27 protein-coding genes and 1 riboswitch are annotated in these 25,321 nt (G+C 70.5%); of the genes, 3 read left to right on the top strand and 24 right to left on the bottom strand.

Going from position 1 to position 25,321, the window contains the following annotated elements; genetic code table 11:
• Positions 1–19: 19 nt before the first annotated feature.
• From OG371_RS25510 to OG371_RS25460, 11 genes are all read right to left on the bottom strand, one after another.
• A complete protein-coding gene (locus OG371_RS25510) occupies positions 20–1,393 on the bottom strand; it encodes an L-serine ammonia-lyase (protein WP_329057642.1) in 1,374 nt (457 codons plus the stop codon).
• Between the two features lie 12 nt (positions 1,394–1,405).
• Positions 1,406–2,407, bottom strand: a complete 1,002-nt coding sequence (gene lipA / locus OG371_RS25505) for a lipoyl synthase (protein WP_329057641.1) — start codon at positions 2,405–2,407, stop codon at positions 1,406–1,408.
• Positions 2,404–3,678, bottom strand: a complete 1,275-nt coding sequence (gene glyA, locus OG371_RS25500; RefSeq protein ID WP_329057640.1) for a serine hydroxymethyltransferase — start codon at positions 3,676–3,678, stop codon at positions 2,404–2,406. The genes lipA and glyA overlap by 4 nt, the downstream gene beginning before the upstream one ends.
• On the bottom strand, positions 3,678–4,055 hold the full coding sequence (gcvH, locus tag OG371_RS25495) for a glycine cleavage system protein GcvH (RefSeq protein WP_329057639.1): 378 nt from the start codon (positions 4,053–4,055) through the stop codon (positions 3,678–3,680). The genes glyA and gcvH overlap by 1 nt, the downstream gene beginning before the upstream one ends.
• Positions 4,056–4,074: 19 nt before the next feature.
• Positions 4,075–5,166 carry a glycine cleavage system aminomethyltransferase GcvT gene (gene gcvT / locus OG371_RS25490; protein WP_329057637.1) on the bottom strand — a complete coding sequence of 364 codons (1,092 nt, stop codon included), beginning with the start codon at positions 5,164–5,166 and terminating at the stop codon, positions 4,075–4,077.
• A 4-nt stretch (positions 5,167–5,170) separates the two neighbouring features.
• Positions 5,171–8,002: an aminomethyl-transferring glycine dehydrogenase gene (gcvP, locus tag OG371_RS25485; RefSeq protein ID WP_329073260.1), complete on the bottom strand. Its 2,832-nt coding sequence runs from the start codon at positions 8,000–8,002 to the stop codon at positions 5,171–5,173.
• 140 nt (positions 8,003–8,142) lie between these two features.
• Positions 8,143–8,235: riboswitch (glycine riboswitch) on the bottom strand.
• 113 nt (positions 8,236–8,348) lie between these two features.
• Entirely contained in the window at positions 8,349–8,687 is a 339-nt protein-coding gene (locus OG371_RS25480; RefSeq protein WP_329057636.1) for a hypothetical protein, read from the bottom strand.
• A 51-nt stretch (positions 8,688–8,738) separates the two neighbouring features.
• Positions 8,739–9,506: a 3-oxoacyl-ACP reductase gene (locus OG371_RS25475; protein ID WP_329057634.1), complete on the bottom strand. Its 768-nt coding sequence runs from the start codon at positions 9,504–9,506 to the stop codon at positions 8,739–8,741.
• 8 nt (positions 9,507–9,514) lie between these two features.
• Entirely contained in the window at positions 9,515–10,918 is a 1,404-nt protein-coding gene (locus OG371_RS25470) for an aldehyde dehydrogenase family protein (protein ID WP_329057633.1), read from the bottom strand.
• Positions 10,915–11,634 (bottom strand): gamma-glutamyl-gamma-aminobutyrate hydrolase family protein, encoded by a 720-nt coding sequence (locus OG371_RS25465; protein WP_329057632.1) that lies wholly within the window; start codon positions 11,632–11,634, stop codon positions 10,915–10,917. Before OG371_RS25465 ends, OG371_RS25470 begins: the two co-directional genes overlap by 4 nt.
• Positions 11,615–12,979 (bottom strand): glutamine synthetase family protein, encoded by a 1,365-nt coding sequence (locus OG371_RS25460; RefSeq protein ID WP_329057631.1) that lies wholly within the window; start codon positions 12,977–12,979, stop codon positions 11,615–11,617. Before OG371_RS25460 ends, OG371_RS25465 begins: the two co-directional genes overlap by 20 nt.
• A 212-nt stretch (positions 12,980–13,191) precedes the next feature.
• On the opposite strand from OG371_RS25460, the gene OG371_RS25455 reads away from it, so the two are divergent.
• Both OG371_RS25455 and OG371_RS25450 read left to right on the top strand, forming a co-directional pair.
• Positions 13,192–13,713 (top strand): general stress protein, encoded by a 522-nt coding sequence (locus OG371_RS25455; RefSeq protein WP_091623353.1) that lies wholly within the window; start codon positions 13,192–13,194, stop codon positions 13,711–13,713.
• A 653-nt stretch (positions 13,714–14,366) separates the two neighbouring features.
• A complete protein-coding gene (locus OG371_RS25450) occupies positions 14,367–14,537 on the top strand; it encodes a hypothetical protein (protein WP_329057630.1) in 171 nt (56 codons plus the stop codon).
• Positions 14,538–14,763: 226 nt separating this feature from the next.
• Here the strand turns inward: OG371_RS25450 and OG371_RS25445 are convergent, their stop codons facing one another.
• The 6 genes from OG371_RS25445 to mutM all read right to left on the bottom strand — a co-directional run bounded on the left by OG371_RS25445 (position 14,764) and on the right by mutM (position 19,677).
• A complete protein-coding gene (locus tag OG371_RS25445; RefSeq protein ID WP_329057629.1) occupies positions 14,764–16,038 on the bottom strand; it encodes a DUF1700 domain-containing protein in 1,275 nt (424 codons plus the stop codon).
• Between the two features lie 73 nt (positions 16,039–16,111).
• Positions 16,112–16,435 carry a PadR family transcriptional regulator gene (locus OG371_RS25440; RefSeq protein ID WP_329057628.1) on the bottom strand — a complete coding sequence of 108 codons (324 nt, stop codon included), beginning with the start codon at positions 16,433–16,435 and terminating at the stop codon, positions 16,112–16,114.
• A 124-nt stretch (positions 16,436–16,559) separates the two neighbouring features.
• The gene (locus OG371_RS25435) at positions 16,560–17,753 is read right to left on the bottom strand and encodes an MAB_1171c family putative transporter (RefSeq protein ID WP_329057627.1); all 1,194 of its coding nucleotides are present in this window, start codon (positions 17,751–17,753) and stop codon (positions 16,560–16,562) included.
• Entirely contained in the window at positions 17,750–18,319 is a 570-nt protein-coding gene (locus tag OG371_RS25430) for a hypothetical protein (RefSeq protein WP_329057626.1), read from the bottom strand. Before OG371_RS25430 ends, OG371_RS25435 begins: the two co-directional genes overlap by 4 nt.
• A 3-nt stretch (positions 18,320–18,322) precedes the next feature.
• Complete coding sequence (locus OG371_RS25425; RefSeq protein WP_177231612.1) at positions 18,323–18,760, bottom strand: helix-turn-helix domain-containing protein; 438 nt, start codon at positions 18,758–18,760, stop codon at positions 18,323–18,325.
• Between the two features lie 53 nt (positions 18,761–18,813).
• Positions 18,814–19,677, bottom strand: coding sequence for a bifunctional DNA-formamidopyrimidine glycosylase/DNA-(apurinic or apyrimidinic site) lyase (mutM, locus tag OG371_RS25420; RefSeq protein ID WP_329057625.1), 864 nt, complete (start codon positions 19,675–19,677; stop codon positions 18,814–18,816).
• Positions 19,678–19,755: 78 nt separating this feature from the next.
• Between mutM and OG371_RS25415 the strand changes: the two genes are divergently transcribed.
• Positions 19,756–20,532 (top strand): oxidoreductase, encoded by a 777-nt coding sequence (locus OG371_RS25415; RefSeq protein ID WP_329057624.1) that lies wholly within the window; start codon positions 19,756–19,758, stop codon positions 20,530–20,532.
• Positions 20,533–20,616: 84 nt separating this feature from the next.
• Here OG371_RS25415 and rnc read toward each other — a convergent pair whose 3' ends face one another.
• The 7 genes from rnc to rsmD form a co-directional block, all read right to left on the bottom strand.
• The gene (rnc, locus tag OG371_RS25410) at positions 20,617–21,387 is read right to left on the bottom strand and encodes a ribonuclease III (RefSeq protein ID WP_329057622.1); all 771 of its coding nucleotides are present in this window, start codon (positions 21,385–21,387) and stop codon (positions 20,617–20,619) included.
• Positions 21,388–21,401: 14 nt separating this feature from the next.
• Positions 21,402–21,584: a 50S ribosomal protein L32 gene (gene rpmF / locus OG371_RS25405; RefSeq protein ID WP_020661787.1), complete on the bottom strand. Its 183-nt coding sequence runs from the start codon at positions 21,582–21,584 to the stop codon at positions 21,402–21,404.
• A gap of 75 nt (positions 21,585–21,659) precedes the next feature.
• On the bottom strand, positions 21,660–22,277 hold the full coding sequence (locus tag OG371_RS25400) for a YceD family protein (RefSeq protein WP_329057618.1): 618 nt from the start codon (positions 22,275–22,277) through the stop codon (positions 21,660–21,662).
• A gap of 148 nt (positions 22,278–22,425) precedes the next feature.
• Positions 22,426–23,154, bottom strand: coding sequence for a DivIVA domain-containing protein (locus OG371_RS25395; RefSeq protein ID WP_329057616.1), 729 nt, complete (start codon positions 23,152–23,154; stop codon positions 22,426–22,428).
• A 166-nt stretch (positions 23,155–23,320) separates the two neighbouring features.
• On the bottom strand, positions 23,321–24,052 hold the full coding sequence (locus OG371_RS25390) for a ribonuclease domain-containing protein (RefSeq protein WP_329057614.1): 732 nt from the start codon (positions 24,050–24,052) through the stop codon (positions 23,321–23,323).
• A 133-nt stretch (positions 24,053–24,185) separates the two neighbouring features.
• The gene (gene coaD, locus OG371_RS25385) at positions 24,186–24,668 is read right to left on the bottom strand and encodes a pantetheine-phosphate adenylyltransferase (protein ID WP_091623329.1); all 483 of its coding nucleotides are present in this window, start codon (positions 24,666–24,668) and stop codon (positions 24,186–24,188) included.
• 44 nt (positions 24,669–24,712) lie between these two features.
• Entirely contained in the window at positions 24,713–25,288 is a 576-nt protein-coding gene (gene rsmD / locus OG371_RS25380; RefSeq protein ID WP_329057612.1) for a 16S rRNA (guanine(966)-N(2))-methyltransferase RsmD, read from the bottom strand.
• Between the last annotated feature and the right edge of the window lie 33 nt (positions 25,289–25,321).

Raw genomic sequence — 25,321 nt, 5'->3', positions numbered from 1 at the left:
CCCTTTCAGGCCAAGGAAATCAGCACTCGATCACGTTGACGGCCAGGCCGCCGCGCGCCGTCTCCTTGTACTTCACGCTCATGTCCGCGCCGGTCTCGCGCATCGTCTTGATCGCCTTGTCCAGGGTGACCACGTGGCTGCCGTCGCCGCGCATGGCCATGCGGGCGGCGTGGATCGCCTTGGACGCGCCGACCGCGTTGCGCTCGATGCACGGGATCTGCACCAGGCCGCCGACCGGGTCGCAGGTCAGCCCCAGGTGGTGCTCGACGCCGATCTCGGCGGCGTTCTCCACCTGCGCCGGCGAGCCGCCCAGCACCTCGGTCAGCGCGGCCGCCGCCATGGCCGAGGCCGAGCCGACCTCACCCTGGCAGCCCACCTCGGCACCCGAGATCGACCCGGTCTGCTTGAGGATCGAGCCGATCGCGCCCGCGGTGAGCAGGAACGTGACGATGCCGTCGTCCGAAGAGCCGCGGATGAAGCGCTGGTAGTAGTGCAGCACGGCGGGGATGATGCCGGCGGCGCCGTTCGTCGGTGCGGTCACCACGCGGCCACCGGCGGCGTTCTCCTCGTTGACGGCCAGCGCGTACAGGCTCACCCAGTCCATCGCATACAACGGATCGCCCACCCCGTCTTCGGCGATCAGCTTGTCGTGCAAGGCTTTCGCGCGCCGCGGCACCTTCAGCCCACCGGGTAGCACGCCCTCGTGGGCGCAGCCGTTTTCGACGCACTCGGCCATCACGGCCCAGATCGCCAGCAGCCCGGAGCGCACCTCTTCGCGTGTGCGCCAGGACAGCTCGTTGCGCATCATGATCTCGCTGGCCGGCAAACCCGTGTCGGCGCAGTGCTTCAGCAGGTCCGCGCCGGTGCGGAACGGGTACGGCACCGGGGTCGAGTCCTCGACGAACACCGCGTCCGTCTCGTAGGACTCGTCGCGGACGAAGCCGCCGCCGACCGAGTAGTACGTGCGCTCGCGCAGCAGCCCGCCCTCGGCGTCGAAGGCGCGGAACACCATGCCGTTGGGGTGCGCCGGCAGCGACTTGCGCCGGTGCATGGTCAGATCGGTGTCCTCGACGAACACGACCTCGTGCTCACCGCGCACGAGCAGCCGGCCGGACTCGCGGATCGCGGCCACCTTCGCCGGCACCGTGTCGGTGTTGATCTCCTCGGGCCGCTCACCGGACAGCCCGAGCAGCACGGCCTTGTCGCTGCCGTGGCCGAAGCCGGTCGCGCCGAGCGAGCCGAACAGCTCCGCCTGCACCCGGGCCACGCTGCCCAGGGCGCCTTCCTCGGCGAGACCGTCCACAAAGGTCCGGGCGGCGCGCATCGGGCCGACGGTGTGCGAGCTGGACGGCCCGATGCCGACCGAAAACAAGTCGAAGACGCTGATCGCCATTGATCGTGCCCCTTATCTGGTGAGCAGGGAGCTGGCCTCTTGTGCGGCCGGACCCTGCTCTGCGAGGTGGGAGAGGTTGTCCGGGAGGGTTTCGCCGCGGTGGGCCTTGGTCTGCGCGTACAGCCGTCCCGCACGGTAGGACGAGCGGACCAACGGACCCGCCATCACACCGGCGAAGCCCAGCGATTCGGCGGTCTTGGAGTGCTCCACGAACTCCTCCGGCTTCACCCACCGGTCGACGGGGTGGTGGCGGGGTGAGGGGCGCAGGTACTGGGTGATGGTCAGGATCTCGCAACCCGCGTCGACCAGATCCCGCATCGCCTCGGTGACCTCGTCGGGGGTTTCGCCCATGCCGAGGATCAGGTTCGACTTCGTCACCAAACCCGCCTCACGAGCCCGGGTGATGACCTCCAACGACCGCGCATACCGGAAACCGGGACGGATCCGCTTGAAGATCCGCGGCACCGTCTCCACATTGTGCGCCAACACCTCCGGACGCGAACCGAACACCTCCGCCAGCTGCGCCGGGTCGGCGTTGAAGTCCGGGATCAGCAACTCCACACCCGTGCCCGGGTTCAGCTCGTGAATCTGGCGGACCGTCTCCGCATAAAGCCAGGCGCCACCATCGTCGAGGTCATCACGAGCGACACCGGTGACCGTCGAGTACCGCAACCCCATCGCCTGCACGGATTCAGCGACCTTGCGAGGCTCGGAGCGATCCAACGCCGACGGCTTACCCGTGTCGATCTGACAGAAGTCACACCGACGGGTGCACTGGTCACCACCGATCAAGAAGGTAGCTTCACGGTCCTCCCAGCATTCATAGATGTTGGGACAGCCGGCTTCTTCGCAGACGGTGTGCAGGCCCTCGCGACGGACCAGGCCCTTCAACTCCGTGAACTCAGGACCCATCCGCACCCGAGTCTTGATCCACGACGGCTTCTTCTCAATCGGCGTCTCACTGTTACGGACCTCCAGCCGCAACAACTTCCGCCCCTCGGGCGCCGCGCTCATCGGGCCAGGTCCGCGTACAGCGGGTGCTTCTTGGCCAGCAGTTCGACGCGGGCGCTGAGCGTCTGCCGCACGGACTCGTCGAAGTCGGGTTTGAGCGCCTCGGCGATGACGTCGGCGACCTCGGTGAAGTCTTCGGCGCCGAAGCCGCGGGTGGCCAGGGCCGGGGTGCCGATGCGCAGGCCGGAGGTGACCATCGGCGGGCGCGGGTCGAACGGCACCGCGTTGCGGTTCACCGTGATGCCCACCGAGTGCAGCCGGTCCTCGGCCTCCTGGCCGTTCAGCTCGGAGTTGACCAGGTCGACCAGCATCAGGTGCACGTCGGTGCCGCCGGTGAGCACCCGCACGCCCGCCTCGGCGCAGTCCGAACGCGACAGCCGGTCGGCCAGGATCCGCGAGCCCGCCAGGGTCCGCTCCTGCCGCTCGCGGAACTCCTCGGTCGCGGCGATCTTCAGCGCCACGGCCTTCGCCGCGATCACGTGCTCCAGCGGCCCGCCCTGCTGGCCGGGGAACACCGCCGAGTTGACCTTCTTCGCCAGCTCCTCGCGGCACAGGATCAGGCCGCCGCGCGGGCCGCCGAGGGTCTTGTGCGTGGTGGTGGTGACGATGTCGGCGTGCGGCACCGGCGACGGGTGCAGCCCCGCGGCCACGAGCCCGGCGAAGTGCGCCATGTCCACCATCAGCTTGGCGTCGACCCGGTCGGCGATGCGCCGGAACGCGGCGAAGTCCAGCTGACGCGGGTAGGCCGACCAGCCGGCGATGATCAGCTTCGGCTTGTGCTCGACGGCCAGCCGCTCGATCTCGGCCAGGTCGACGATCCCGGTCTCCTTGTCGACGTGGTAGGCGACCACGTTGTACAGCTTGCCGGAGAAGTTGATCTTCATCCCGTGCGTCAGGTGCCCGCCGTGCGCCAGGTCGAGCCCGAGGATCGTGTCCCCCGGCTTCAGCACGGCGAACATCGCCGCCGCGTTGGCCTGCGCACCCGAGTGCGGCTGCACGTTCGCGTGCTCGGCGCCGAACAGCGCCTTGGCCCGGTCGATCGCCAGCTGCTCGACGACGTCGACGTGCTCGCACCCGCCGTAGTACCGGCGGCCCGGGTACCCCTCGGCGTACTTGTTGGTCAGCACCGAGCCCTGCGCCTCGAGCACGCCCAGCGGCGCGAAGTTCTCGGACGCGATCATCTCCAGGGTGGACTGCTGGCGGTCCAGCTCGGCCGCCACCGCCGCGGCGACCTCGGGGTCCACAACGGACAGCGGGGCGTCGAAAGTCGTCATCAGTTCTCCTGGGTCAGCTCGGCGTAAGCAGCGGCGTCGAGCAGCTCGGGCGTGTCCCCGGTCAGCCGCACCTTCAGGAGCCATCCTTCGGTGTAAGGGTCCGAGTTGATCACCTCGGGGGTGTCCGATGTGGTCTCGTTCACCCCGACCACCTCGCCGCTCACCGGCGAGTACAGCTCACTGACCGACTTGGTCGACTCGACCTCGCCGAACACCTCGCCCGCGGTGATCGTGGCGCCCACGGCGGGCAGCTGCACGAACACGATGTCGCCGAGCGACTCCGCGGCGAAGGCGGTGATGCCCACGGTGGCCACGCCGTCGACGACCGACAGCCACTCGTGTTCCTTGGTGTAGGACAGGTTCTGGGGAATGCTCACGTTCTCAGACCTCGGGCTTTCAGGCTCGGGAGTAGAAGGGCAGGGCAACGACCTCGACGGGCTCGATCCTGCCCCTGATGTCGACGGAAAGCTTTGTGCCGGGCTCGGTGTACGCCCGATCGACGTACGCCATGGCGATCGGGTACCCCAGCGTCGGCGACAGCGCGCCACTGGTCACCTCGCCGACTTCGGTTTCACTGTCCAGCAACCGGTAGCCATGGCGCGGCGCGCGTCGCCCTGCGCCACGCAACCCGACGCGCACGCGCGGAACGTCCGCCTTGGCCAGCTCCTCCAACGCGGCGCGCCCGACGAAGTCACCCGGCTTCTCGAACTTCACCACGCGCCCCAGCCCGGCCTCGAACGGGCTGAGCTGGAGGCTGAGTTCGTTGCCGTACAACGGCATTCCGGCTTCGAGACGCAGGGTGTCGCGGCAGGCCAGCCCGGCCGGGACCAGGCCGTGCGGCTCCCCGGCCTCGGTCAGGATCCGCCACACCGACGGCGCCTCGGCGGCCGGCACGTACAGCTCGAAGCCGTCCTCACCGGTGTAGCCGGTGCGGGCCAGGAGCACGTTGTGCCCGTTCACCACGGCCGGGACGCTGGCGTAGTACTTCAGCGCGCCCAGGTCCGCGTCCGTCACCGCGCCGACGATCTCCACGGCCTTCGGGCCCTGGACGGCGAGCAGCGCGGTCTCCTCGGAACGGTTCTCCACCACGGCGTCGAACCCGGTCACGCGCTCGGCCAGCGCCGCGGCGACCACGTCGGCGTTGCCGGCGTTCGCGACCACCAGGTACTCCTCGTCGGCGAGCCGGTAGACCACCAGGTCGTCCAGCACACCGCCGTCGGCGTCGCAGATCATCGTGTACCGCGCCCGGCCCGGCTTGACCCCGGACAGGTTGCCGACCAGCGCGAAGTCGAGCACGTCCGCGGCCTGCGCGCCGCGGACGTGGATCTCGGCCATGTGCGACAGGTCGAACAGGCCCGCCGCCTCGCGGACGGCCTTGTGCTCGGCCAGTTCACTGGCGTAGCGCACGGGCATCGACCAGCCCGCGAAGTCGGTGAACAGCGCGCCGAGTCCCTTGTGGACTCCGTGCAGGGACGTCTCTTTCGACACGGGGTCAGCCTTCGTAAGCGTTGAGGGGCGGGCAGGAGCAGACGAGGTTGCGGTCGCCGCGCGCGCCGTCGATGCGCCGGACCGGCGGCCAGTACTTGTTCTTGCGCGACACCCCGGCCGGGTACACCGCCAGCTCGCGGTCGTAGTCCGCGGTCCACTCGCCGACCAGCGCCTCCGCGGTGTGCGGGGCGCCGCGCAGCGGGCTGGTCCCGGCGGTCCACCGGCCGGCCGCGACCTGGTCGATCTCGCCGCGGATGGCGATCATCGCCGCGATGAACCGGTCGATCTCGCCCAGGTCCTCGCTCTCGGTGGGCTCGACCATCAGCGTGCCGGCGACCGGGAACGACATGGTCGGCGCGTGGAAGCCGTAGTCGATGAGCCGCTTCGCGACGTCGTCGACCGTCACGCCGGTCTCCTTGGTGATGCCGCGCAGGTCGAGGATGCACTCGTGCGCGACCAGGCCGTCCTGTCCGGTGTAGAGCACCGGGAAGTGCGGCGAAAGGCGCGAGGCGACGTAGTTCGCGGCGAGCACCGCTACCTTGGTGGCCGTGGTCAGGCCGGGGCCGCCCATCATCCGGACGTACGCCCAGGAGATCGGCAGGATCGACGCCGAGCCGTACGGCGCGCCGCTGATCGGGCCGACGCCGGTGGCCGGGCCGGCCTGGTCCAGCAGCGGGTGGTTCGGCAGGTACGGCGCGAGGTGCGCGCGCACCGCGACCGGGCCGACGCCGGGGCCGCCGCCGCCGTGCGGGATGCAGAACGTCTTGTGCAGGTTCAGGTGCGAGACGTCGCCGCCGAACTCACCCGGCTTCGCCAGGCCCAGCAACGCGTTCAGGTTCGCGCCGTCGACGTAGACCTGGCCGCCGCCGTCGTGCACGATCTTCGCGAGCCGCTCGATGCCGTGCTCGTAAACGCCGTGCGTGGACGGGTAGGTGACCATGATCGCCGCGAGCGTCTCGCGGTGGGCGTCCACCTTGGCCTGGAGGTCGGCCAGGTCGACGTTGCCCTCGTCGGTGCACTTGACCACGACCACACGCATGCCCGCGAGCACCGCCGAAGCGGCGTTCGTGCCGTGCGCGGACGACGGGATCAGGCAGACGTCGCGCTCGGGCTGGCCATTCGCGTGGTGGTAGCCGCGGATGGCGAGCAGGCCCGCCAGCTCGCCCTGGCTGCCCGCGTTCGGCTGCAACGACACCTGGTCGTAGCCGGTCACCTCGGCGAGCCAGCCGGCAAGCTGCTCGACCAGCACGTGGTAGCCCTGGGCGTCCTCGGCGGGCGCGAACGGGTGGATGCCCGCGAACTCGCGCCAGCTGATCGGCTCCATTTCCGTGGTGGCGTTGAGCTTCATCGTGCAGGAGCCGAGCGGGATCATGCCGCGGTCGAGCGCGTAGTCCTGATCGGACAGCCGGCGCAGGTACCGCAGCATGGCCGTCTCGGAGCGATGGGTGCTGAACACCTCGTGGCCCATGAAGCCGCTCTCGCGCACGATGCCGTTCGGCAGCGCGGTGGCTGTGGCCCACTCGCCGTCCACGCCGAACGCGCGGAGCACCTTCGCGATCGTGTCCGGGCGTGTCACCTCGTCGCAGGCGATGCGCACGTGGTCGGCGTCGACGTGGCCGAGGTTGATCCCGGCCTCACGCGCGGCGGCGTGGACCTCCGCGGCGCGGCCCGGGACGTGCGCCACGACCGTGTCGAAGAAGGACTCGTGCACGACCTCGACCCCGCCGGCGCGCAAGGCGTCCGCGAGCCCGGCGGCCAGTCTGTGCACGCGGTTCGCGATGGCCTGCAAGCCGTCCGGGCCGTGGTAGACCGCGTACATCGCGGCGAGCACGGCCGGCAGCACCTGCGCGGTGCAGATGTTGGACGTCGCCTTCTCGCGGCGGATGTGCTGCTCACGCGTCTGCAGCGCGAGCCGGTACGCGGAGTTGCCGTCGGCGTCCACCGAGACGCCCACGAGACGGCCGGGCAGCGAGCGCTCCAGCCCGGCGCGCACGGCCATGTACCCGGCGTGCGGGCCGCCGTAGCCGAGCGGCACGCCGAAACGCTGCGTCGAGCCGGCCGCCACGTCGGCGCCGAACTCGCCGGGCGAGGTGATCAGGGTGAGCGCCAGCAGGTCCGCGGCCACCGTGTACAGCGCGCCCGCGGCCTTCGCGGCCTCGGAAACGGCCTGGTAGAAACCGCGTCCCCGCAGCACGCCGGACGCGCCCGGGTACTGCACGACCACGCCGAAGAACTCCTCGGGCAGCCCGGTCAGCAGGTCGCGCACCTGCACGTCGATGCCCAGCGCCGCGGCGCGCGTGCGCACCACCGCGATCGTCTGCGGCAGGCACTCGGCGTCGAGCACGACCACGTTCGACTTGGCCTTCGAAGCCCGGCGCATCAACGTCATGGCCTCGGCGACGGCGGTCGACTCGTCCAGCAGCGACGCGTTCGCGGTGGCCAGGCCGGTGAGGTCGGCGACCATGGTCTGGAAGTTCAGCAGCGCCTCGAGCCGTCCTTGCGAGATCTCCGGCTGGTACGGCGTGTACGCGGTGTACCAGGCCGGGTTCTCCAGCACGTTGCGGCGGATCACGCCGGGGGTGACGGTGTCGGAGTAGCCGAGGCCGATCATCTGCGTCATCGGGCGGTTGAGCGCCGCCAGCGCGCGCAGCTCCGCGGTGGCCTCTTCCTCGCTGGCCGCCGCGGGCAGGTCCAGGTCACGGGTGGCGCGGATGGCCGAGGGCACCGCCGCCTCGACGAGGGCGTCCAGGCTTCCGTGCCCGGTTTCGGCGAGCATCTTGGCCCGCTCGGCCTCAGCGGGGCCGATGTGGCGGGCGTCGAAGGGGGTGGAGGTGATGGGAGCTCCTCGGGACGGGCACCGGGCGCAGCGGTGCACTGGGAACTCCCCCTCTGTCATGGGCACCTGAGAGTTTCACCGTGCGGAACACGGCTTTCACCTTGGGTGAGGCGCGGGTGCGCCTGCTTTCCAGAGTGGCCTCGCGCGAAGCGGTAGTGGGTACCTGAGAGATTCCGGGGAGTTTGCTCCTTCGGTGCCCCACTGCGTGCGTGGGGCTCTCCCGCTCCGGCTCGAACGGCCCGATATTCAGTTGTGGAGATCCTGCGGTGCGGCCACCGTACCTGCCGCTTTGCGCGCGAGTCTACCTCTTCCGGCCTACGACACACCCCTGGCCATGACGGCGCGCCTACCCCTTCTGCCGCTTGGCCAACGCGGCCAGCCCTTCGACCGACAGATCCGGCCACGGCGGACGGCGGAGCACCGCGAGCGTCGAGATGACCGCTGCGGCCAAGCCGACCACCGTGCCCATCAGCGCGATCCGGTTCGCGTCGACGGCGGGCTCCCACTGCGCCTTGCCGTCGTGGATCACGAACACGCCGACCGGCTTGGGCACGTCGCCGCGCAGGCCGGCGGTCCGGACGACCGGGATGACCATGGCCCCGTCCGGCGACTCGAGCGGCTCGCCGAAAACGCGCTGCGCGACGCCGCCGGACGGCAGCCGGTCCAGGCTCTTGCGAAGGTTCATGGCGGCCAGCATCTCACCGGCACCGGCCACCATGCCCCGGTTTTCCCGCGATTACAGCGGCGTGACGTAGGCGCCCGAGATCCCGCCGTCCACCAGGAACTGCGAGGCGGTGATGAAGCTGGCGTCGTCGCTGGCCAGGAAGGCCACGGCGGCCGCGATCTCCTCAGGCTCGGCGAAGCGGCCGACAGGCACGTGCACCAGGCGGCGGGCCGCGCGCTCGGGGTCCTTCGCGAACAGCTCCTTGAGCAGCGGGGTGTTCACCGGGCCGGGGCACAGCGCGTTCACGCGGATGTTCTCCCGCGCGAACTGCACGCCCAGCTCGCGGCTCATCGAAAGCACCCCGCCCTTGGACGCGGTGTAGGAGATCTGCGAGGTCGCGGCGCCCATCACCGCGACGAACGACGCGGTGTTGATGATCGAGCCCTTGCCCTGGCGCTGCATGTGCGGCAGCGCGGCCTTGCAGCACAGGTACACCGAGGTCAGGTTGACCCGCTGGACCCGCTCCCAGGCCTCGATGCCGGTGGTCAGGATCGAGTCGTCCTCCGGCGGCGAGATGCCGGCGTTGTTGAACGCGACGTCGACCGAGCCGAACTGCTCCACGGCCGTCGCGAAGAGGGCCTCCACCTGTTCGGCGTCGGTGACGTCGGTCGGCACGAACAGGCCGCCGACCTCGTCCGCCGCGGCCTTGCCCGCCTCCGGCGTGAGGTCGCCGATCACGATCTTCGCGCCCTCGCTCGCCAGCCGCCGCGCCGAGGCGAGGCCGATGCCGCTCGCGCCGCCGGTGATCACCGCGACGCGGCCTTCGAAACGCTGCACCATCTCTTTCCCTACTCTTCCGTGCTCAGGAAAACGTTCTTGGTCTCGGTGAACGCCGCCGCGGCGTCCGGGCCCAGCTCCCGGCCGAGGCCGGACTGCTTGAACCCGCCGAACGGCGTCCAGTACCGCACCGACGAGTGCGAGTTCACCGACAGGTTCCCGGCCTCGACCCCGCGCGCGACGCGGAACGCGCGCCCGACGTCGCGGGTCCAGATCGAGCCGGACAGGCCGTACTCGGTGTGGTTCGCCATCCGGACCGCGTCGGCCTCGCCGGTGAACGGGACCACCGCGACCACCGGGCCGAAGATCTCGTCCGCGGCCAGCGGGTCGGCCAGGTCCGGCGGGGTGACGACGGTCGGCGCGAACCAGAAGCCCGGCCCGTCCGGCGCGCTGCCGCGGAAGGCGACCGGGGTGTCCTCGGTGACGTAAGAGGAGACTTTCGCGTGGTGCCCGGCCGAAATCAGCGGGCCCATCTCGGTCTTCTCGTCGCCCGGATCGCCGACGACCACGCCACGTACAGCAGGTTCGAGCAGTTCCATGAAACGGTCGTACACGGACGCTTGGACGAGGATCAGTGAACGGGCGCAGCAGTCCTGCCCGGCGTTGTCGAACACCCCGTACGGCGCGGTCGCGGCGGCTTTCTCCAGGTCGGCGTCGGCGAACACGACGTTCGCGTTCTTCCCGCCCAGCTCCAGCGTCACCCGTTTCACCTGGGCGGAGCAGCCCGCCATGATCTGCTTGCCGACCTCGGTGGAGCCGGTGAACACGACCTTGCGCACGGCCGGATTGTCGACGAATCGCTGTCCCACCACCGAGCCCTTGCCGGGCAGCACCTGGAAGACGTCCTCGGGGATACCGGCCTCGCGGGCCAGCTCGGCCAGCCGCACCGCCGTCAGCGGCGTCAGCTCGGCCGGCTTGAGCACCACGGTGTTGCCCGCGGCGAGCGCGGGCGCGAAACCCCAGCCGGCGATCGGCATCGGGAAGTTCCACGGCACGATCACGCCGACCACGCCCAGCGGCTCGTGGAAGGTGACGTTCACCCCGCCCGGCACCGGGATCTGCTGCCCGATCAGACGTTCCGGGGTGGCGGAGTAGTAGTTCAGCACGTCGCGGACGTTGCCCGCCTCCCACCGCGCGTTGCCGATGGTGTGGCCGGAGTTGGTGACCTCCAGGCGCGCGAGGTTCTCGATGTCGCCCTCGACGGCATCGGCGAACCGGCGCAGCAGCCGCGCCCGGTCCCCCGGGGCGACGTCGCGCCAGGCCGGGAACGCCGCCTGGGCCCGGGCGATCGCCGCGTCGGTCTCCTCGGCGCTCGTCAGCGCGACCGACCGCACCACCTGCTCGGTGGCGGGGTTGATCACGTCGAACACCGCCGACGCACTCCCTCCCGCGGAGGCGGCGTCAGACGCAGTCATCTGTTCTCCCTTGCTGCTTCGACCAGTGCTTTGAACAGCCGGATGTCGTCGGTGTCCTGCTCCGGGTGCCATTGGACCCCGAGCAGGAAGTCTTCGCCCGGCGACTCGGCGGCCTCGACGGTGCCGTCGGCCGAGTGCCCGGTGGCGACCAGCCCGTCGCCGAGCCGGTCGATCGCCTGATGGTGGTAACAGAGCGTTTTCGCTTCCGGCCCAAGGATCGCGGCCGCACGGCTGCCCTCGGTGAGCGAGACGATGCCAGGCCCAAAAACCGCGGGCGCGGGCTGATGCGCGGTGTCCCCGACGGTCTCCGGCAGGTGCTGCGCCAGCGTCCCGCCGAGCGCGACGTTGATCACCTGCAGGCCACGGCACACCCCGAGCACCGGCACGTGCGCGCGGCGCGCGGCCGCGAGCAAGCCGAACTCGAACGCGTCACGGTCCGGCCGGGTGTAGGTCTTCTCGTGCGGCGCCTGGCCGTACCGAGCCGGGTCCACGTCGGCGCCGCCGGTGAGCACCAGACCGTCCACAGTGGAAACGAGCCGGTCGTGCGCGTCGGTCACCGGCGGCAGCAGCACGGGGATGCCGCCCGCGGCCACCACGCAGTCGAGGTACACCCGGTGCAGCAGCGCGGCTTCGGTGTCCCAGGCCAGGAACTTCGCCTGCTCCACGTACGAGGTGAGGCCGATGACCGGGTTTTCGCTAGAGCCGCTCGAAACCACGGACCCGCTCCCAGTCGGTGACGGCCTTCTCGAACGCCTCCCGTTCGATCTTGGCGGCGTTGAGGTAGTGCTCCACCACGTCGTCGCCGAACGCGGCGCGGGCGATCTCGCTGGTCGCGAGCGTGCCGGCGGCCTCGCCCAGAGTGGTAGGCACGGTCGGCTTGCCCGAGGAGTAGGCGTTGCCGGTGAACTCCGGCTCCAGCGGCAGCTCGTTCTCGATGCCGTGCAGGCCGGCGGCGATCAGCGCGGCCACTGCCAGGTACGGGTTCACGTCGCCGCCCGGCACCCGGTTCTCCACCCGCAGCGACTCGCCGTGGCCCACCACGCGCAGCGCGCAGGTGCGGTTGTCGGTGCCCCACGCGACGGCCGTCGGCGCGAAGCTGCCGGGCACGAACCGCTTGTAGGAGTTGATGTTCGGGGCGAGGAAGTAGGTCAGCTCGCGCAGCGCGGCCAGCTGCCCGGCGAGGAAGTGCTCCATCAGCGGCGAGAAGCCGTGGTCGCCGTCGCCGGCCAGCACGGCGCCGCCGTCGGTCGAGCGGAGGCTGATGTGGATGTGGCAGGAGTTGCCTTCGCGCTCGTTGTACTTCGCCATGAAGGTGAGGCTCTTGCCCTCCTGCGCGGCGATCTCCTTGGCGCCGTTCTTGTAGACGCTGTGGTTGTCGCACGTGGTGAGCGCGTCGGCGAAGCGGAACGCGATCTCCTGCTGGCCGAGGTTGCACTCGCCCTTCGCCGACTCGGGGTACAGCCCGGCGCCGGCCATGTCGTTGCGGATGCGGCGCAGCAGCGGCTCGAGGCGCGCGGTGCCGAGCATCGAGTAGTCCACGTTGTACTGGTTGGCGGGCTTGAGGTCGTGGTAGCGCTTGTCCCACGCGGTCTCGTAACTGTCGTCGAAGACGATGAACTCCAGCTCAGTGCCCACGAACGCGGCCAGCCCACGCTCGGCGAGCCGGTCGAGCTGACGGCGCAGCACCTGCCGCGGCGACGGGGCGACCGGGCCGCCCTGCACACGCTCGACGTCCGCGAGCACCATCGCCGTGCCCTCCTGCCACGGCACCCGGCGCAGGGTGGCGAAGTCGGGCCGGAGCACGAAGTCGCCGTAACCGCTCTCCCACGACGAGATCGCGTACCCGTCGACGGTGTTCATGTCGACGTCCACCGCGAGCAGGTAGTTGCACGCCTCGGTGGCGTGCCCGACCACCTCTTCGAGGAAGTACTCGGCCGAGCAGCGCTTGCCCTGGAGCCTGCCCTGCATGTCGGTGATCGCCACGAGCACGGTGTCGATCGTGCCCGCCTCGACCTGCGCCCGGAGCGCGTCGAGGGTGAGGAAGCCGCGCCTGCTGACCATCGCACCGTCCAAAGGTTTGGATCCGATCCTTTGCAGGTTCTTCCTACCGGGTCAGCCCGGCCGGGTCAATCCGATCAAAGGTATTTTTCAGATCCATTGCGTACCGGTCGCGTATGTCCGGGTTGCCCGGCTGAGAAGAATCTGTGAATCGTGGTGGAATGGGACCAAACTCGCCCTCGCGTGCGTTGGACAGGGCAAGAGAGGTGAGAGGGATGACTGAAGCATTCACGCAGACCACGGCGGGCCGGGCTCAGGCGCGGCCGCAGCTCCCGACCATGCCGACGGGCTGGCCGATCGGCTCCTACGAGTCCTACGAGCAGGCACAGCGCGCGGTCGACCACCTCGCGAGCACGGACTTCCCGGTCACCGACGTGACGATCGTGGGCGTCCAGCCGATGCTCGTGGAGCGCATCGCGGGCCGGATGACCTGGGGCAAGCTGCTCGGCAGCGCGGCCATGTCCGGCGCGGTGTTCGGCCTGTTCCTCGGCCTGGTGCTGAGCCTGCTCAACCCGGCGGCCGGCCTGATCCCGATTCTGCTCGGCCTGGTCGCCGGCGTCGGGTTCAACCTGCTGTTCGGCGCACTGGGCTACGCGGCCAACCGCAACAAGCGCGGTTTCGTCTCGCAGAGCCAGCTGGTCGCGCAGCGCTACGACGTGCTGTCGCAGCCCCGCAACGCCGAGAAGGGCCGCGCGCTGCTGGCGGATCTTTCGGCTCGATCGGGTCTGCTGCACTGACGGTTTTGCCGCACTGACGTTCGTCCTTCCCAGTCCGGGCGTCCGGGTCCACGTGACCTGGGCGCCCGGGCTTTTCTCTGCCCCTCCCCGGGCCTTCGAGCCCCGCTCCCCGGTCCTCCGCACCCCGCTTCGCTCCCGGCCCCCGACTTTCGCCCCCGGTCCCCAGCCTTCCGCGCCCGCGACCTTCCGCTCCCGGTCGGGCGGCCTTCCCCGCCCCGGTCGGGCCGCCTTCCTCTCTCTGGTCCGCCGACCTTTCCCCCGGTCCGCCGACCTTGTGCGCTCCGGACCGTCGTCGTTTCGCTCCCCGGTCAGGCGACTCCCGTAGCCCGATGCAAACGCTAACGCTGCCGCCCATCCCCTCCCACCACGGGAGGCGGCCCGCGCCGTTTCACCGGGAAGGCGACCACCGTGCACCGCCAACCACGAACACCCACCCTCGACCCGATTCGACGACTGCCCGGCTTCGACCACTCGTGCACCTGCATCGAGAAGCACGGCCGGCGCACCATCTGCCGCACCTGCGGATCGTCCTGTCACTGCTGCTGGTGAGCCCGTCCCACCGCCGCACCGGCGCTCTCCCGCCCGAGGACAACCGACGCATCCCCTGGTTCGAACCAACCTGCTGGCACGAACCAGGCCACCGAGAAGGCGAAATGCCCCTCTGCGGCGAGCGCCGCTGCCTGTGGCGATGGTGGCGCCGCTACGGCATCCCCGCGCTGGCCCTGCTCATCGGCCTGACCATCTACCTCTCCCTCGACTACGGCACCCCGCCGTGCCCACCTGGCTGGGAACCCGTTGGCCTCCAAGACTGCATCCGCCGCTGACAGGAAGCGCCCAGCACCGGTTATAGAAACGGGAGAGCGGCCCCGACCTCCGCTCCCCCGTCCCTGCGCCGCCCCACTCACCCGTCGCACGACCCCCGCCGCGCCGCTTCGTGAATGAAGCAAGACCACGAATCGCCTTACCCCGCAAGCAGGGCAGCCCCACTGCCGCCCTACCCGCGAGGCCAAGCGACCACCTCACCCCCGGCGCGACACAGCGAGGCTACCCCTACCGCGTAGGCGGAGCAGAGCTCGTCGGCACAGCCGAGCTCGACGTAGCCGGAGCACTCGGCTTCGGACTTTCCGGCGCACCGGACGGCTTGCCCGACGGCGCCGGGATCGGCTTCGGGATCGCCGCCGCGAAGGGGACGCCGGTTACCTCGTGGCAATAGCCGCGGTAGCCGTTGTAGCCGTCGAGGTTGCCGTTCGCGTCTTGCGTGCCCTGCACCAGTTGCGGCCGCGGGAAGCGGTTGTCCACGCCGCGGCGGGCTTCCGTTCCGGAGCTTTGCTCGCAGCCGTAACGGGTGATGGTGAGCGGGCGGCCCTGCTCGTCGTAGAGGTAGACGTCGGTGAGCGGCTTGCCGTCGGCGTCGAAGGCGTAGACGTTCTTCAGCTCTTCGTTGCCGTAGCGCAATTGCTGGTTGCCGTACTCGTCGTCCGACGCATACGAGGTGACGTAGGACGGTGTGCCCGAGCCGTACGAGGAATGGCCGACCCGGTCGATCATCGCGCCGACCCCGCCGAGGCCGCCGCCGATCACAAACGCCGACACCGGCACCACGACCCACAGCAGCCGCCGGTCGGCGGACGCGCGCGGGCCGGCCCACACCACCGCGACCGCGGCCGCGACCAGGAACGGCAGCATCAGCAGCGCGTACGAGTGCCGCAGCATCAGGAACAGCCCGAACGCCACCAGCACCGCCGCGCAGACCACCCACCAGGCGGGCTTGAGCGTGCCGAGGTACGAGAGCGCCCGGTCGCCCTTGTGGTCCTCGCGGAACTTGCCCACCGCCTCGCGGGCCCGGACCGCCTCGGGCAGCGCGGCCACCGCCGCGACACCCCGGCGGTGGAGGAACCACAGGCTCAGCGCGAACACCGGCGCCAGCAGGAGCAGCCCCAGCAGCGCGCCCGCGTTCACCGACACCCCGGCGCCGAACGCGAACAGCGCCAGCCCCGCGGCGCAGAACACCAAGCCCCACAAGGCGAAACGGGCCCCGAACAGGCTCTGCTCCTTGGGCGTCTTGAGCACGGTCGTCGCCGCGCCGTCGGCCGGCGACGGATAGCCGCCGGACGACCGCAGCTCGGCGGCGTAGCTCTCCGGCGTGCCCAGCCGCTCGATCAGCGCCTCGACCCGCGCGGACGGCCCCAGCTCCGCCTCCATCTCGGCCAGGTGCGGCCGGACGTCCTCCAGGATCTCCTCGACCTCCCCCGCGGGCAGATCGGCGAGCGCGGTGCGGACCCTCGCCAGGTACACCCGCACGGCGGTGGGCTTCTCCGTACTCATGCTGCCTCCTGTGTCACGCGGGCCACCGGCCCAGCGGCACGGATTCGCGTTGCCGTACAAGGACTTTCCGCGCTCATGCCGCCTCCCCCAACAAATCGTTCATCGTCGACGCGAAGCTCTGCCAGGTCTTCCCCGACTCGGCCAGTCGCGAGCGCCCCGGCTCGTTCAGGCTGTAGTACTTGCGGTGCGGGCCTTCCTCGCTCGGCACCACGTACGAGGTCAGCAGCCCGGCCTTGTAGAGCCGCCGCAACGTCCCGTACACCGACGCATCGCCCACTTCCTCCAGGCCGGCCACCCGAAGTCTTCGAAGCACGTCGTAGCCGTACCCGTCGTCCTCGCGCAGCACCGCCAGCACAGCCAGGTCCAGCACTCCCTTGAGCAGCTGACTGATCTCCACGGCACCCTCCAGTCTTACGCTTGGAACGGTACCACGCATAGCGCAGTAGTGTGCACGGCGGAGGGCTATTCGGACCATCAAGCCCGTCCACGCACTCGAATCGCCCGGGCCGGAAACCCAGGTGTCAGGCCGAAATTCCCAGTTCCCGCTGGGCTTCGCCACGAATCTGGCGCACCACGGCCGAATGCCGCCACGCCCGGGCCACCTGGACCAGCCACGCCGCCTCGGCGAGGACGTCCGCGTCGACGGGCGCGCCGGCCGGGCCGTCGGCGTCGTCGGGCTGGTAACGGTGGCCCGCTTCGCTCGCGACGAGGGCCGCGGCCAGCGCCGCCGCTTCGGTGGTCGCGACGACGTCGCCGGCCGGCACGCCCTGGCGGCGCGCGAGCGCTTCCACCCGCGAAGGCAGCTCCGGGTCGAAGTACGGCCGCAGCGCGAGGTGCCCGTCGCGGATCTCGATCACGCGGCGGTACAACGCGAACTCCACCCCGCCGAGCCCGCGCGCCGGATCGAGGGCGATGCCCGGCACGGCGTCACGCAGGACTGTCCACAGTGGCTCGATCCGGCGGTAGCCCCGGTACGCGCGCAGCCACCGGATCGGCGCGGCGAGCGAAGGTCCCCATGCCGACAGCGTCGCGCCCGCCACCGCCAGCACCACGCAAGACGCCCCGAGCGCGGCCGAGGGCAGGTCGTCCGTCGCGTCGACCTGGCCGGTCTGCGCGACCTGGCGAAGATCGTCGAGGTCCCACAGCGTCCACGCCACCGCAGCGACCACGCCCGCGACTATCAGCCACAGCCCCAAGCGAAGAGGCCCGCCCCGGGCGCGCACGGCGAAGCGCGCGAAGACCGACGCCAGCAGGATCAGGCTCGGCACGCCGTAGACGACGAACATCAGCTCGTACAGGAAGTAGTACGGCCGCCCGGCCCCGGCCGCCACGGTGACGTCGCCGGACCGAATCGGCGAGGCGAGCACGAACAGCACCGCCTCCGTCAGCAGCACTACCCACGTCACCACCGCGTGCCAGCCGAACTTCGCGCCGTCGCCCAGGCGCATCGACCGCGCGAACGCCACCGTGAAGCCGATCGCGCCGATCTTCAACGCGTCGCCGGCGAACGTCGCGAACTGCGCGTACCACTGCGTGTGCCCGGTCAGCGTGTCCATGGCCTCGGTGCCGACGGTGATCCCCAGCGCGATGCAGATGCCGAAGCCGGACAGGTACCAGAGCCGTTTCGCCGGCTGGTCGCGTCCCGCCTCCAGCAGTTTGGCGCTGAAGCCGGCGAACCCGAGCACGCAGGCCAGGTACGCCAGCGTCTCGCTCACGGGTGCCGGCGGCGCGGCTTGCCGCCGAACAGGTTGTCCATGCGGGCCATCCCGCCGTCGAAGCCACTACTCTCGTCGGCCTCCACGGCCGGGCGCGTGCCCGAGCCGCGGGCGACGCGCTGCGCGATGAGCGACGCGACCAGCTCGGCCTCCTGCTCTTCGACAGCCGTGTACGTGGTCCGCCCGAGCACTCGGCGGACGAGCTCGGCCGAGAGGCTCGGCATCAGCTGACGGCTGGCGGCGGAGTCGATGGCCGCGCCGTCCGCGCCCGCGTCGGAACCGACGTGGCCGCACAGCAGATGCCCGACTTCGTGCAGCAGGATGTGCCGGCGGTGCAAGGCCGTGGTGTTGGTCGGATAAAGGATGTAGTCGGCGCGCTCGGTACTCATCAGCAGGCCGCAGGGCCCGCCGGACGGGGTGTTCACCGGCATCAGCTCGATGGGCCGTCCCCGGCCGGCGGCGATGCCCGCCACGAATCGCCCCGAGTCGAATGGCTCGGGCAGCGCCGCGGTTTCGGCCAGCCGGCGGCACCTTCGCCACAGCTGTTCACGCTGCCGGTCCGCCACGGCTCAGCCCTCCTTCTGCGCGCCGCCGCGGCCGGCCTCCCTCCGCGCGATCGCGTCGATCATGTCGCTGATCGTGTCGAGCCCATCCGACGAGAGCGTGACCGCGCGCAAGGCCACATCACGGACCCCCGCGTCGCGCAGCGCGCCGAGCAGGGCCAGCTCCTCGGCGATTTTCACACTCTGCTCGTCGTCGAAGAAGTATGCCGGAGGAACGCCGAAGAACTGAGCGAGAGCCTCGAGATGACGCTTCGTGGGATTGTCGCGACGCCCCGTGCGCAGCTGCCAGAGGTACGTGGTGGAGAAGCTCTCCCCGGTCGCCTCGCGGCAGGCGCGCGCGACCTCCTCGTGGCTGTACTGCTCACGGTCGGGCCGGCGCACCACGTGGAACAGCTGGTCGATCTTGCCCGAAAGCGAAGTCTTGCCGGACTCCGTGGCCACCATGCGACGCCCCCTTCAGCTGCTTTTCATCCTAGTTGATGCCCTTCAGAGATGCATCAACGCGAGCTGCGCGGCCGCGGCTGGCAGCGCGGGCAGGAGTAGGACGAGCGGTTCATGAACGGCTCCCGCCGGATCGCCGTGCCACAACGGCGGCACGGTAGTCCTTCCTGGCCGTACGCGTCGAGGGAGCGCGCGAAGTAGCCCGATTGCCCGTTCACGTTGACGTACAACGCATCGAACGACGTGCCACCCGCTTGCAACGAGGAGTCCATCACCTCGGTGGCGGCGGTGACGAGGGCGCGGCCCTGCGCGGCGGTCAGCTTCTCGGCCGGCCGGGCCCAGTGCAGCTTCGAACGCCACAGCGCCTCGTCGGCGTAGATGTTGCCGACGCCGGACACCAAGGTCTGGTCCAGCAACGCGCGCTTGACCTCCGTGCGCCGCGAGCGCAGCGCCCGCACGGCCGCGGCCGCGTCGAACTTCGGGTCCATCGGGTCGCGCGCGATGTGCGCGATGGTGCCGGGCAGCTGCTCGCCGTCGGTGGTCACCAGTTCGTCGAGCGCCAGCCCGCCGAACGTGCGCTGGTCGACGAACCGCAATTCCGGCCCGTCGTCGGCGAACCGGACGCGCACGCGCAGGTGCTTCTCGTCCGGCGCGCCCTCGGGCTGCACCAGCATCTGGCCACTCATGCCGAGGTGCGCCAGCACCGCCTCACCGCCGGAAAGCTCCAGCCACAGGTATTTCCCCCGGCGGCGGGCGGCGTCGATCCGCACCCCGGCGAGCCGGCCGGTGAAGTCCTCGGCCCCCAGCACATGCCGCCGGATGGCGCGCGGGTGCAGGACTTCGACCTTGCTCACGGTGCGGCCGGCGACATGGGCTTCCAGGCCGGCGCGGACGACCTCCACCTCGGGTAGTTCGGGCATGACCTCATTCTGCCCGGCGGGTACGACAGTTTCGGACGGGGCAGCGTCACTAGGGGCGTCGTCACTAGGGTCGTCGGCATGGGTGAGGAAAGCGGACTGCGCGGCAAACGCGTGCTGGTGACGGGCGGGACCCGCGGGATCGGCCTGGCGGTGGTGCAGCAGTTCGCCGAGGCGGGCGCGACCGTCGTGGCCAGCGCGCGCACGGAGGCCGAGCTGCCCGAGGGCGTCCGGTTCGTCGCGACCGACGCCCGCGACCCCGACGACCTGATCCGCCTGGCGCGGGAGGCGGAGCGGCTGCTCGGCGGCGTCGACGTGCTGGTCGACAACGTCGGCACGAGCAAGGGCCACCTTGAAGGCCCGCTGTCGGTCGGCGACGGCGATTGGCTGGCCATGCTCGAAACGAACCTGCTCAGCGCGGTCCGGCTGGACCGCGAGCTGGTGCCGGGCATGATCGAACGCGGTTCGGGGGTGGTGGTGCACGTGACGTCCACGGTGAACCGGTTCCCGCAGGCCGTCGGCGTGGACTACGCGGCTTCGAAGGCGGCGCTCTCGACGTACAGCAAGACCCTGGCTTCGGCGATCGCGGGCCAGGGCGTGCGGGTCAACCGCGTCTCCCCCGGCTTGACCCGCACGCCGCTGGTCGAATCGGGGATCGAAGGCTTCGCCAAGAAGCTGGGCATCGACTACGAAACGGCGATGGCCGGTTTCGTCGAGACCATCGGCGGCATCCCCCTCGGCCGCCTGGGCGAGCCGGCCGAGATCGCCGCGATGGTGGTCTTCCTCGCCTCGGACCAGGCGAGCTACATCACCGGCAGCGAATTGATCGTGGACGGCGGCCAGCTGCGGGTGGTCTGAACCGCCCCGCAAACCCCGAAAGCCTGCTGTCGCTTCCCGGATCGGGAGGCGGCAGCAGGCTTTCGGCGAAATTCGGCGACGAGGTCAGCCCTCGGTCTCGGGCTGGTCCTTGCCGTCGGTACTGGTTTCTTCGGTGCCCAGCTCGTCGGAAAGCGCGCGCCAGGCCGTCTCGGCGGCCTTCTGCTCGGCTTCCTTCTTCGTGGTGCCGGAGCCGTGGCCCAGCGGACGGCCGCCGATGAGCACCGTGGCCGTGAACTCCTTGCGGTGGTCCGGACCGGTGTCCTCGACGCGGTACTCGGGCACGCCGAGACCGGCCGACGCCGTGAGCTCCTGCAGGCTGGTCTTCCAGTCGAGGCCCGCGCCACGCAGCGGGGCCTCGGCGAGCAGGCCGTCGAACAGGTGGTGCACCAGCTTGCGGGCGATCTCGATCCCGTGCGCCAGGTACACCGCGCCGATCACGGCCTCGAGGCCGTCGGCGAGGATGCTCGCCTTGTCGCGGCCACCGGTCAGTTCCTCGCCCTTGCCCAGCAGCAGGTGCGCGCCGAGCCCACCTTCACCGAGCGCGCGCGAGACTCCGGCCAGCGCGTGCATGTTGACCACACTGGCCCGCAGCTTCGCGAGCTGACCCTCGGGCAGATCGGGGTGCGTGGTGTAGAGGTGGTCGGTGACGACCAGCCCCAGCACCGCGTCGCCGAGGAACTCCAGCCGCTCGTTCGGCGGCAGGCCGCCGTTTTCGTACGCGTACGAGCGATGAGTCAAGGACAGCCGAAGCAGCTCGGGGTCGAGAACGACCCCGAGCGCGTCGAGTAAGGCTGCGGGATCCGCCGGTGCGCCACCAGCTGACTTGCCCCCCATGGCCGGCTGCCCGATCAGGCGGGCTCGACGACCTGGCGGCCGTTGTGCTGGCCGCACGCCGGGCACGCGATGTGCTGGAGCTTGGGCTGGCGGCAGGCGCGGTTGGAGCAGGGCACCAGCTGAACCGGAGCCGCCTTCCACTGGCTGCGGCGGGAGCGCGTGTTGGATCGCGACATCTTCCGCTTCGGGACGGCCACGAGTAGATCTCCTTAAAACGGTCTGCTCGCGCCTCGCGAGCGAACTTTCTTCTCCCGGATCGAGCTGGACGCTCGTCAGGCTTGCTCTCCGGAGCCGTGCGCAGGCTTTTCGCCCGCGTTCTCGTCGAAACGATCGACGAGCGCGGCCCACCGAGGATCTATCTTCTCATGCCCGTGTCCGGGCTCGAGATCGGCCCACTTGACGCCGCATTCGGTGCACAGCCCGGCGCAGTCCTCCTCGCACAGCGGCGCGAGCGGAAGCGCCAGCACCACGGCGTCACGCACCGTCGGCTCGAGGTCGATCCGGTCGTCCACCAGGCGGGGGATCTCGTCCTCGTCGGTGGTCTCCTCGGTGGCCGAGCCGGGGTAGGCGAACAGCTCGGTGATGTCGACCTCGACCTCCTCGGTCACCGGGTCGAGGCAGCGCGAGCAGGCGCCGTGCGCGGTGGCCGACGCCGTGCCGCTGACCAGCACGCCTTCGACCACGGACTCGAGCATCAGGTCCAGCTCGACGGCGGAGCCCGCGTCGATGGCGATCACGCCGGGCACGCCGAGCGCGACCTCGACCGGGACGGAGCGGCGCACCTCACGGCTCAGGCCGGCGCGGCGGCCCAGCTCACGGGTGTCGATCACCCAGGGGCTGCGGTCGTCGAGCGGCGCCGGCCGGGCTGGGTTAACAGGGTTCTCAGACATCAGTGACCAGGGTACGCAGGGTCCGCCACCCCGTTGGAGCTGGCCGCACCCAACGGCTCGCGGGCGACCTGGGCGCGCTCTCTGCCGGATGCTCTGAAGGCCACCTTCAGGGCATGTACGTCTCTCAAGGTGGCCTTCAGGGCATGGGTCAGACCTGGTAGTCGTACAGCGTCGGCCGGCCGCCGTTGCCGCCGAGGTTCGCCGGGGAGCGCAGGTGGTTGCGGCCCGAGTCGACGGTCCGCAGGGTGGTCGCCAGCAGCTCGGAGAACTCCGCCAGCTTGCCGTCCACGTAGACGTCGCACTCGCCGCGCTGGCGGTCGGCCTCGGCGTGCGCCTCGTCCACGATCCGGGCGGACTCGGCGTGTGCGGCCTGGACCACCTCGGTCTGGGAGACGAGCCGGACCTGCTCGGCGCGGCCGTCTTCGATGGCGCGCTCGTAGGCGTCGCGGCCGGCCTGGATCATCCGCTCGGACTCGGCGCGCGAGCGGTCGGTCAGGTTCTGGTACTCCGCCTGCCCGCCGGCGACCATGCGCTCGGCCTCGTTGTGCGCGTCGGCCATCATCTGCTCGGCGCGGTCGCGGGCGTCGGCCAGGATGCGCTCGGCCTCCGACGTCGCGTCGGACAGCGTGCGCTCGGCCTCCTCGTTGGCCCCGGAGACGGTCTCGCCCGCCTCCTTGCGGGCCGCGTGCAGCACGTCGTCGCGCTTGTCGAGCACGTCCTGGGCGTCGTCGACCTCGCCCGGCAGGGCGTCGCGGACGTCGTCGAGCAGCTCGAGGACATCGCCACGGGGCACCACGCAGCTGGACGTCATGGGCACTCCGCGTGCCTCTTCGACGATCGTGACGAGCTCGTCGAGTGCCTCGAAAACCCGGTACACGGCCACTCCCTCAAGCAGAATTCCCCGTTCGCTGTGGTCCAGTCTGCCTGCTGCGGCTGCGGAACCGGTGAACGCGCGCCGAGCTGGGCGTGTCCCTTTCGAAACACCCCCGGGAAACGACAGTGCCGCCCTGCCCGGGCGGGCAGGGCGGCACGGGCGCGTCGGCTCAGGAGTTGAGGTCGATGGCCTTGAAGGTGCTGAAGTGGTCGGGGGTGTAGACCAGCTCGCCGGCCTTGCCGGTGATCACGCGGTCGTTGGTGCCCACCGGGAACAGCTGGTAGTAGCCCGCGGCGCAGGCCGGGAGGACGCCTTCGCGGTTCTGGTAGGTGGTGCCGGTCGAGGCGCCGCCCTTGACGGTGTCCACGACGTTCTTCGCGGCCGCCGACAGGGTGGAGTAGCCGACCTTGGCCAGCTTCGAGAGGTCGCCGCAGGCGGTGGTGCCGCCCCCGCCGCCGTTGACGTCGATCACGCTGAACGTGGCGTAGTGGTCGCCGGTGTAGAAGTACTCGCCGCCCTGGCCGGTGATGATCCGGCGGGTGCCGCGGTTGCTCGCGCCGGGCGTCGGCACGGTGTACTCGTGGTAGTACGACGAGGAGCAGGACGGGAGGATGCCCTCACGGTTGGTGAAGACGACGCCGTCGTTCTTCGGGTACGGGAAGGGGCCTCCCGACTGGATCAGGTTGTACGTGGTCGTCGCCTCGGCGGGCAGCGAGGACAGCGCCGTGTGCGTGAAGCCCGAAAGGTCGCCGCAGGAGTTCTGCAGGACCGAGGCGGGCGAGGCGGTCGCAGCCGGGGCGGCCGGAGCCGCGGGGGCGGCCTGCGCGGCCGTCGCGAACCCCAGGAAACCGACCAGCAGTGCGAAAAGGACACCAGCTAAACGGGAACGATGGTTGGTCATTTTCGGACCGTAACCCGATCGGATGGCCGATAAGGATACCGCCAAGTGAACAGTCTTGGCCGACGGCCGAAGTCCAGACGATGGTCGCCGCCCGTTCGGGCGAATACGCCCGCTGAACTTGCCGCAGCCCTGCTCAGTCCTGCTTCGGGAAGACCTGTTTGAGCCGCTCGAACACGACCGGCGGGACGAGGCTCTCGATGTCGCCGCCGAGCGCCGCGACCTCCTTCACCAGCGAGCTGGAGACGAAGCCGTACGCCGGGTTGTTGGCCATCAGCAGCGTCTCGAGCCCGGTGAGCTCGCGGTTCATCTGCGCCATCTGCAGCTCGTAGTCGAAGTCGCTGACCGAGCGCAGGCCCTTCGCGACGGCCGAGATGTCGTTCTCGCGGCAATAGTCAACGAGCAGGCCCTGCCACGAGTCGACGCGCACGTTGGGCAGCTTCGCGGTGATCAGGCGCAGCATCTCCATGCGCTCTTCGACCTCGAACAGGCCCTTCTTGCTCTTGTTCACCCCCACCGCGACGACGACCTCGTCGAAGAGGAGGGAGGCCCGCTCGATGATGTCGAGGTGTCCGTTGGTGGCCGGATCGTAGGAACCGGGACAGACCGCACGCCGCATGGGCGGACGCTACCAAGCCACGGGGCCGCGCGCGCACCACGTGACTACTGCGTCACACCCGGAGTTTCCGCGCCGAACTCAGCCCAGTACAGGGCCGTGTCGCCGTAACGCTTGTCGCGGGTCGGCGTGAAAGCGGCGGGCCAGTCGGGCGCGCCGTCGCGAGCGGCCCGTTCGACCACCACGAGCGCGCCTTCGCCGAGCCAGCCGCCTTCGTCGAGCGCGGCCAGCACTCGCCCGAGCGCCGCGGCGTCCACGGCGTACGGCGGGTCGGCCAGCACGAGGTCGAAGCGCGCGGGCGCCGGCGCGGCCACCACGGCCTCGACCGGCGCGGCGCGCACGGTGCCGCCGAGGCCCACGTCGGCGACGTTCCCGCGGAGCACGTCGGCGGCCCGGCGGTCGGCCTCGACGAACCACGCGTCGGCGGCGCCGCGGGAGAGGGCTTCGAGGCCGAGCGCGCCGGAGCCCGCATAGAGGTCGAGGACCCGCGCGCCCTCCAGCTCGCCGGCCACGTCGAGGGCGTTGAACAGGGCTTCCCGCACCCGCTCGGACGTCGGGCGGGTCCCCTTCGGCGGCACCTTCAGCCGCCGTCCGCCCGCCTTCCCGGCCACGATCCTGGTCACTCCCCCATCTTCGCCGAGGCCCCGGCTGTGGTG

It is taken from the genome of Amycolatopsis sp. NBC_01480 (assembly GCF_036227205.1).
Taxonomy (GTDB): domain Bacteria; phylum Actinomycetota; class Actinomycetes; order Mycobacteriales; family Pseudonocardiaceae; genus Amycolatopsis.
Note: the sequence above shows the minus strand (reverse complement) of the source record. Positions and strands in the feature narration are given on the sequence as shown.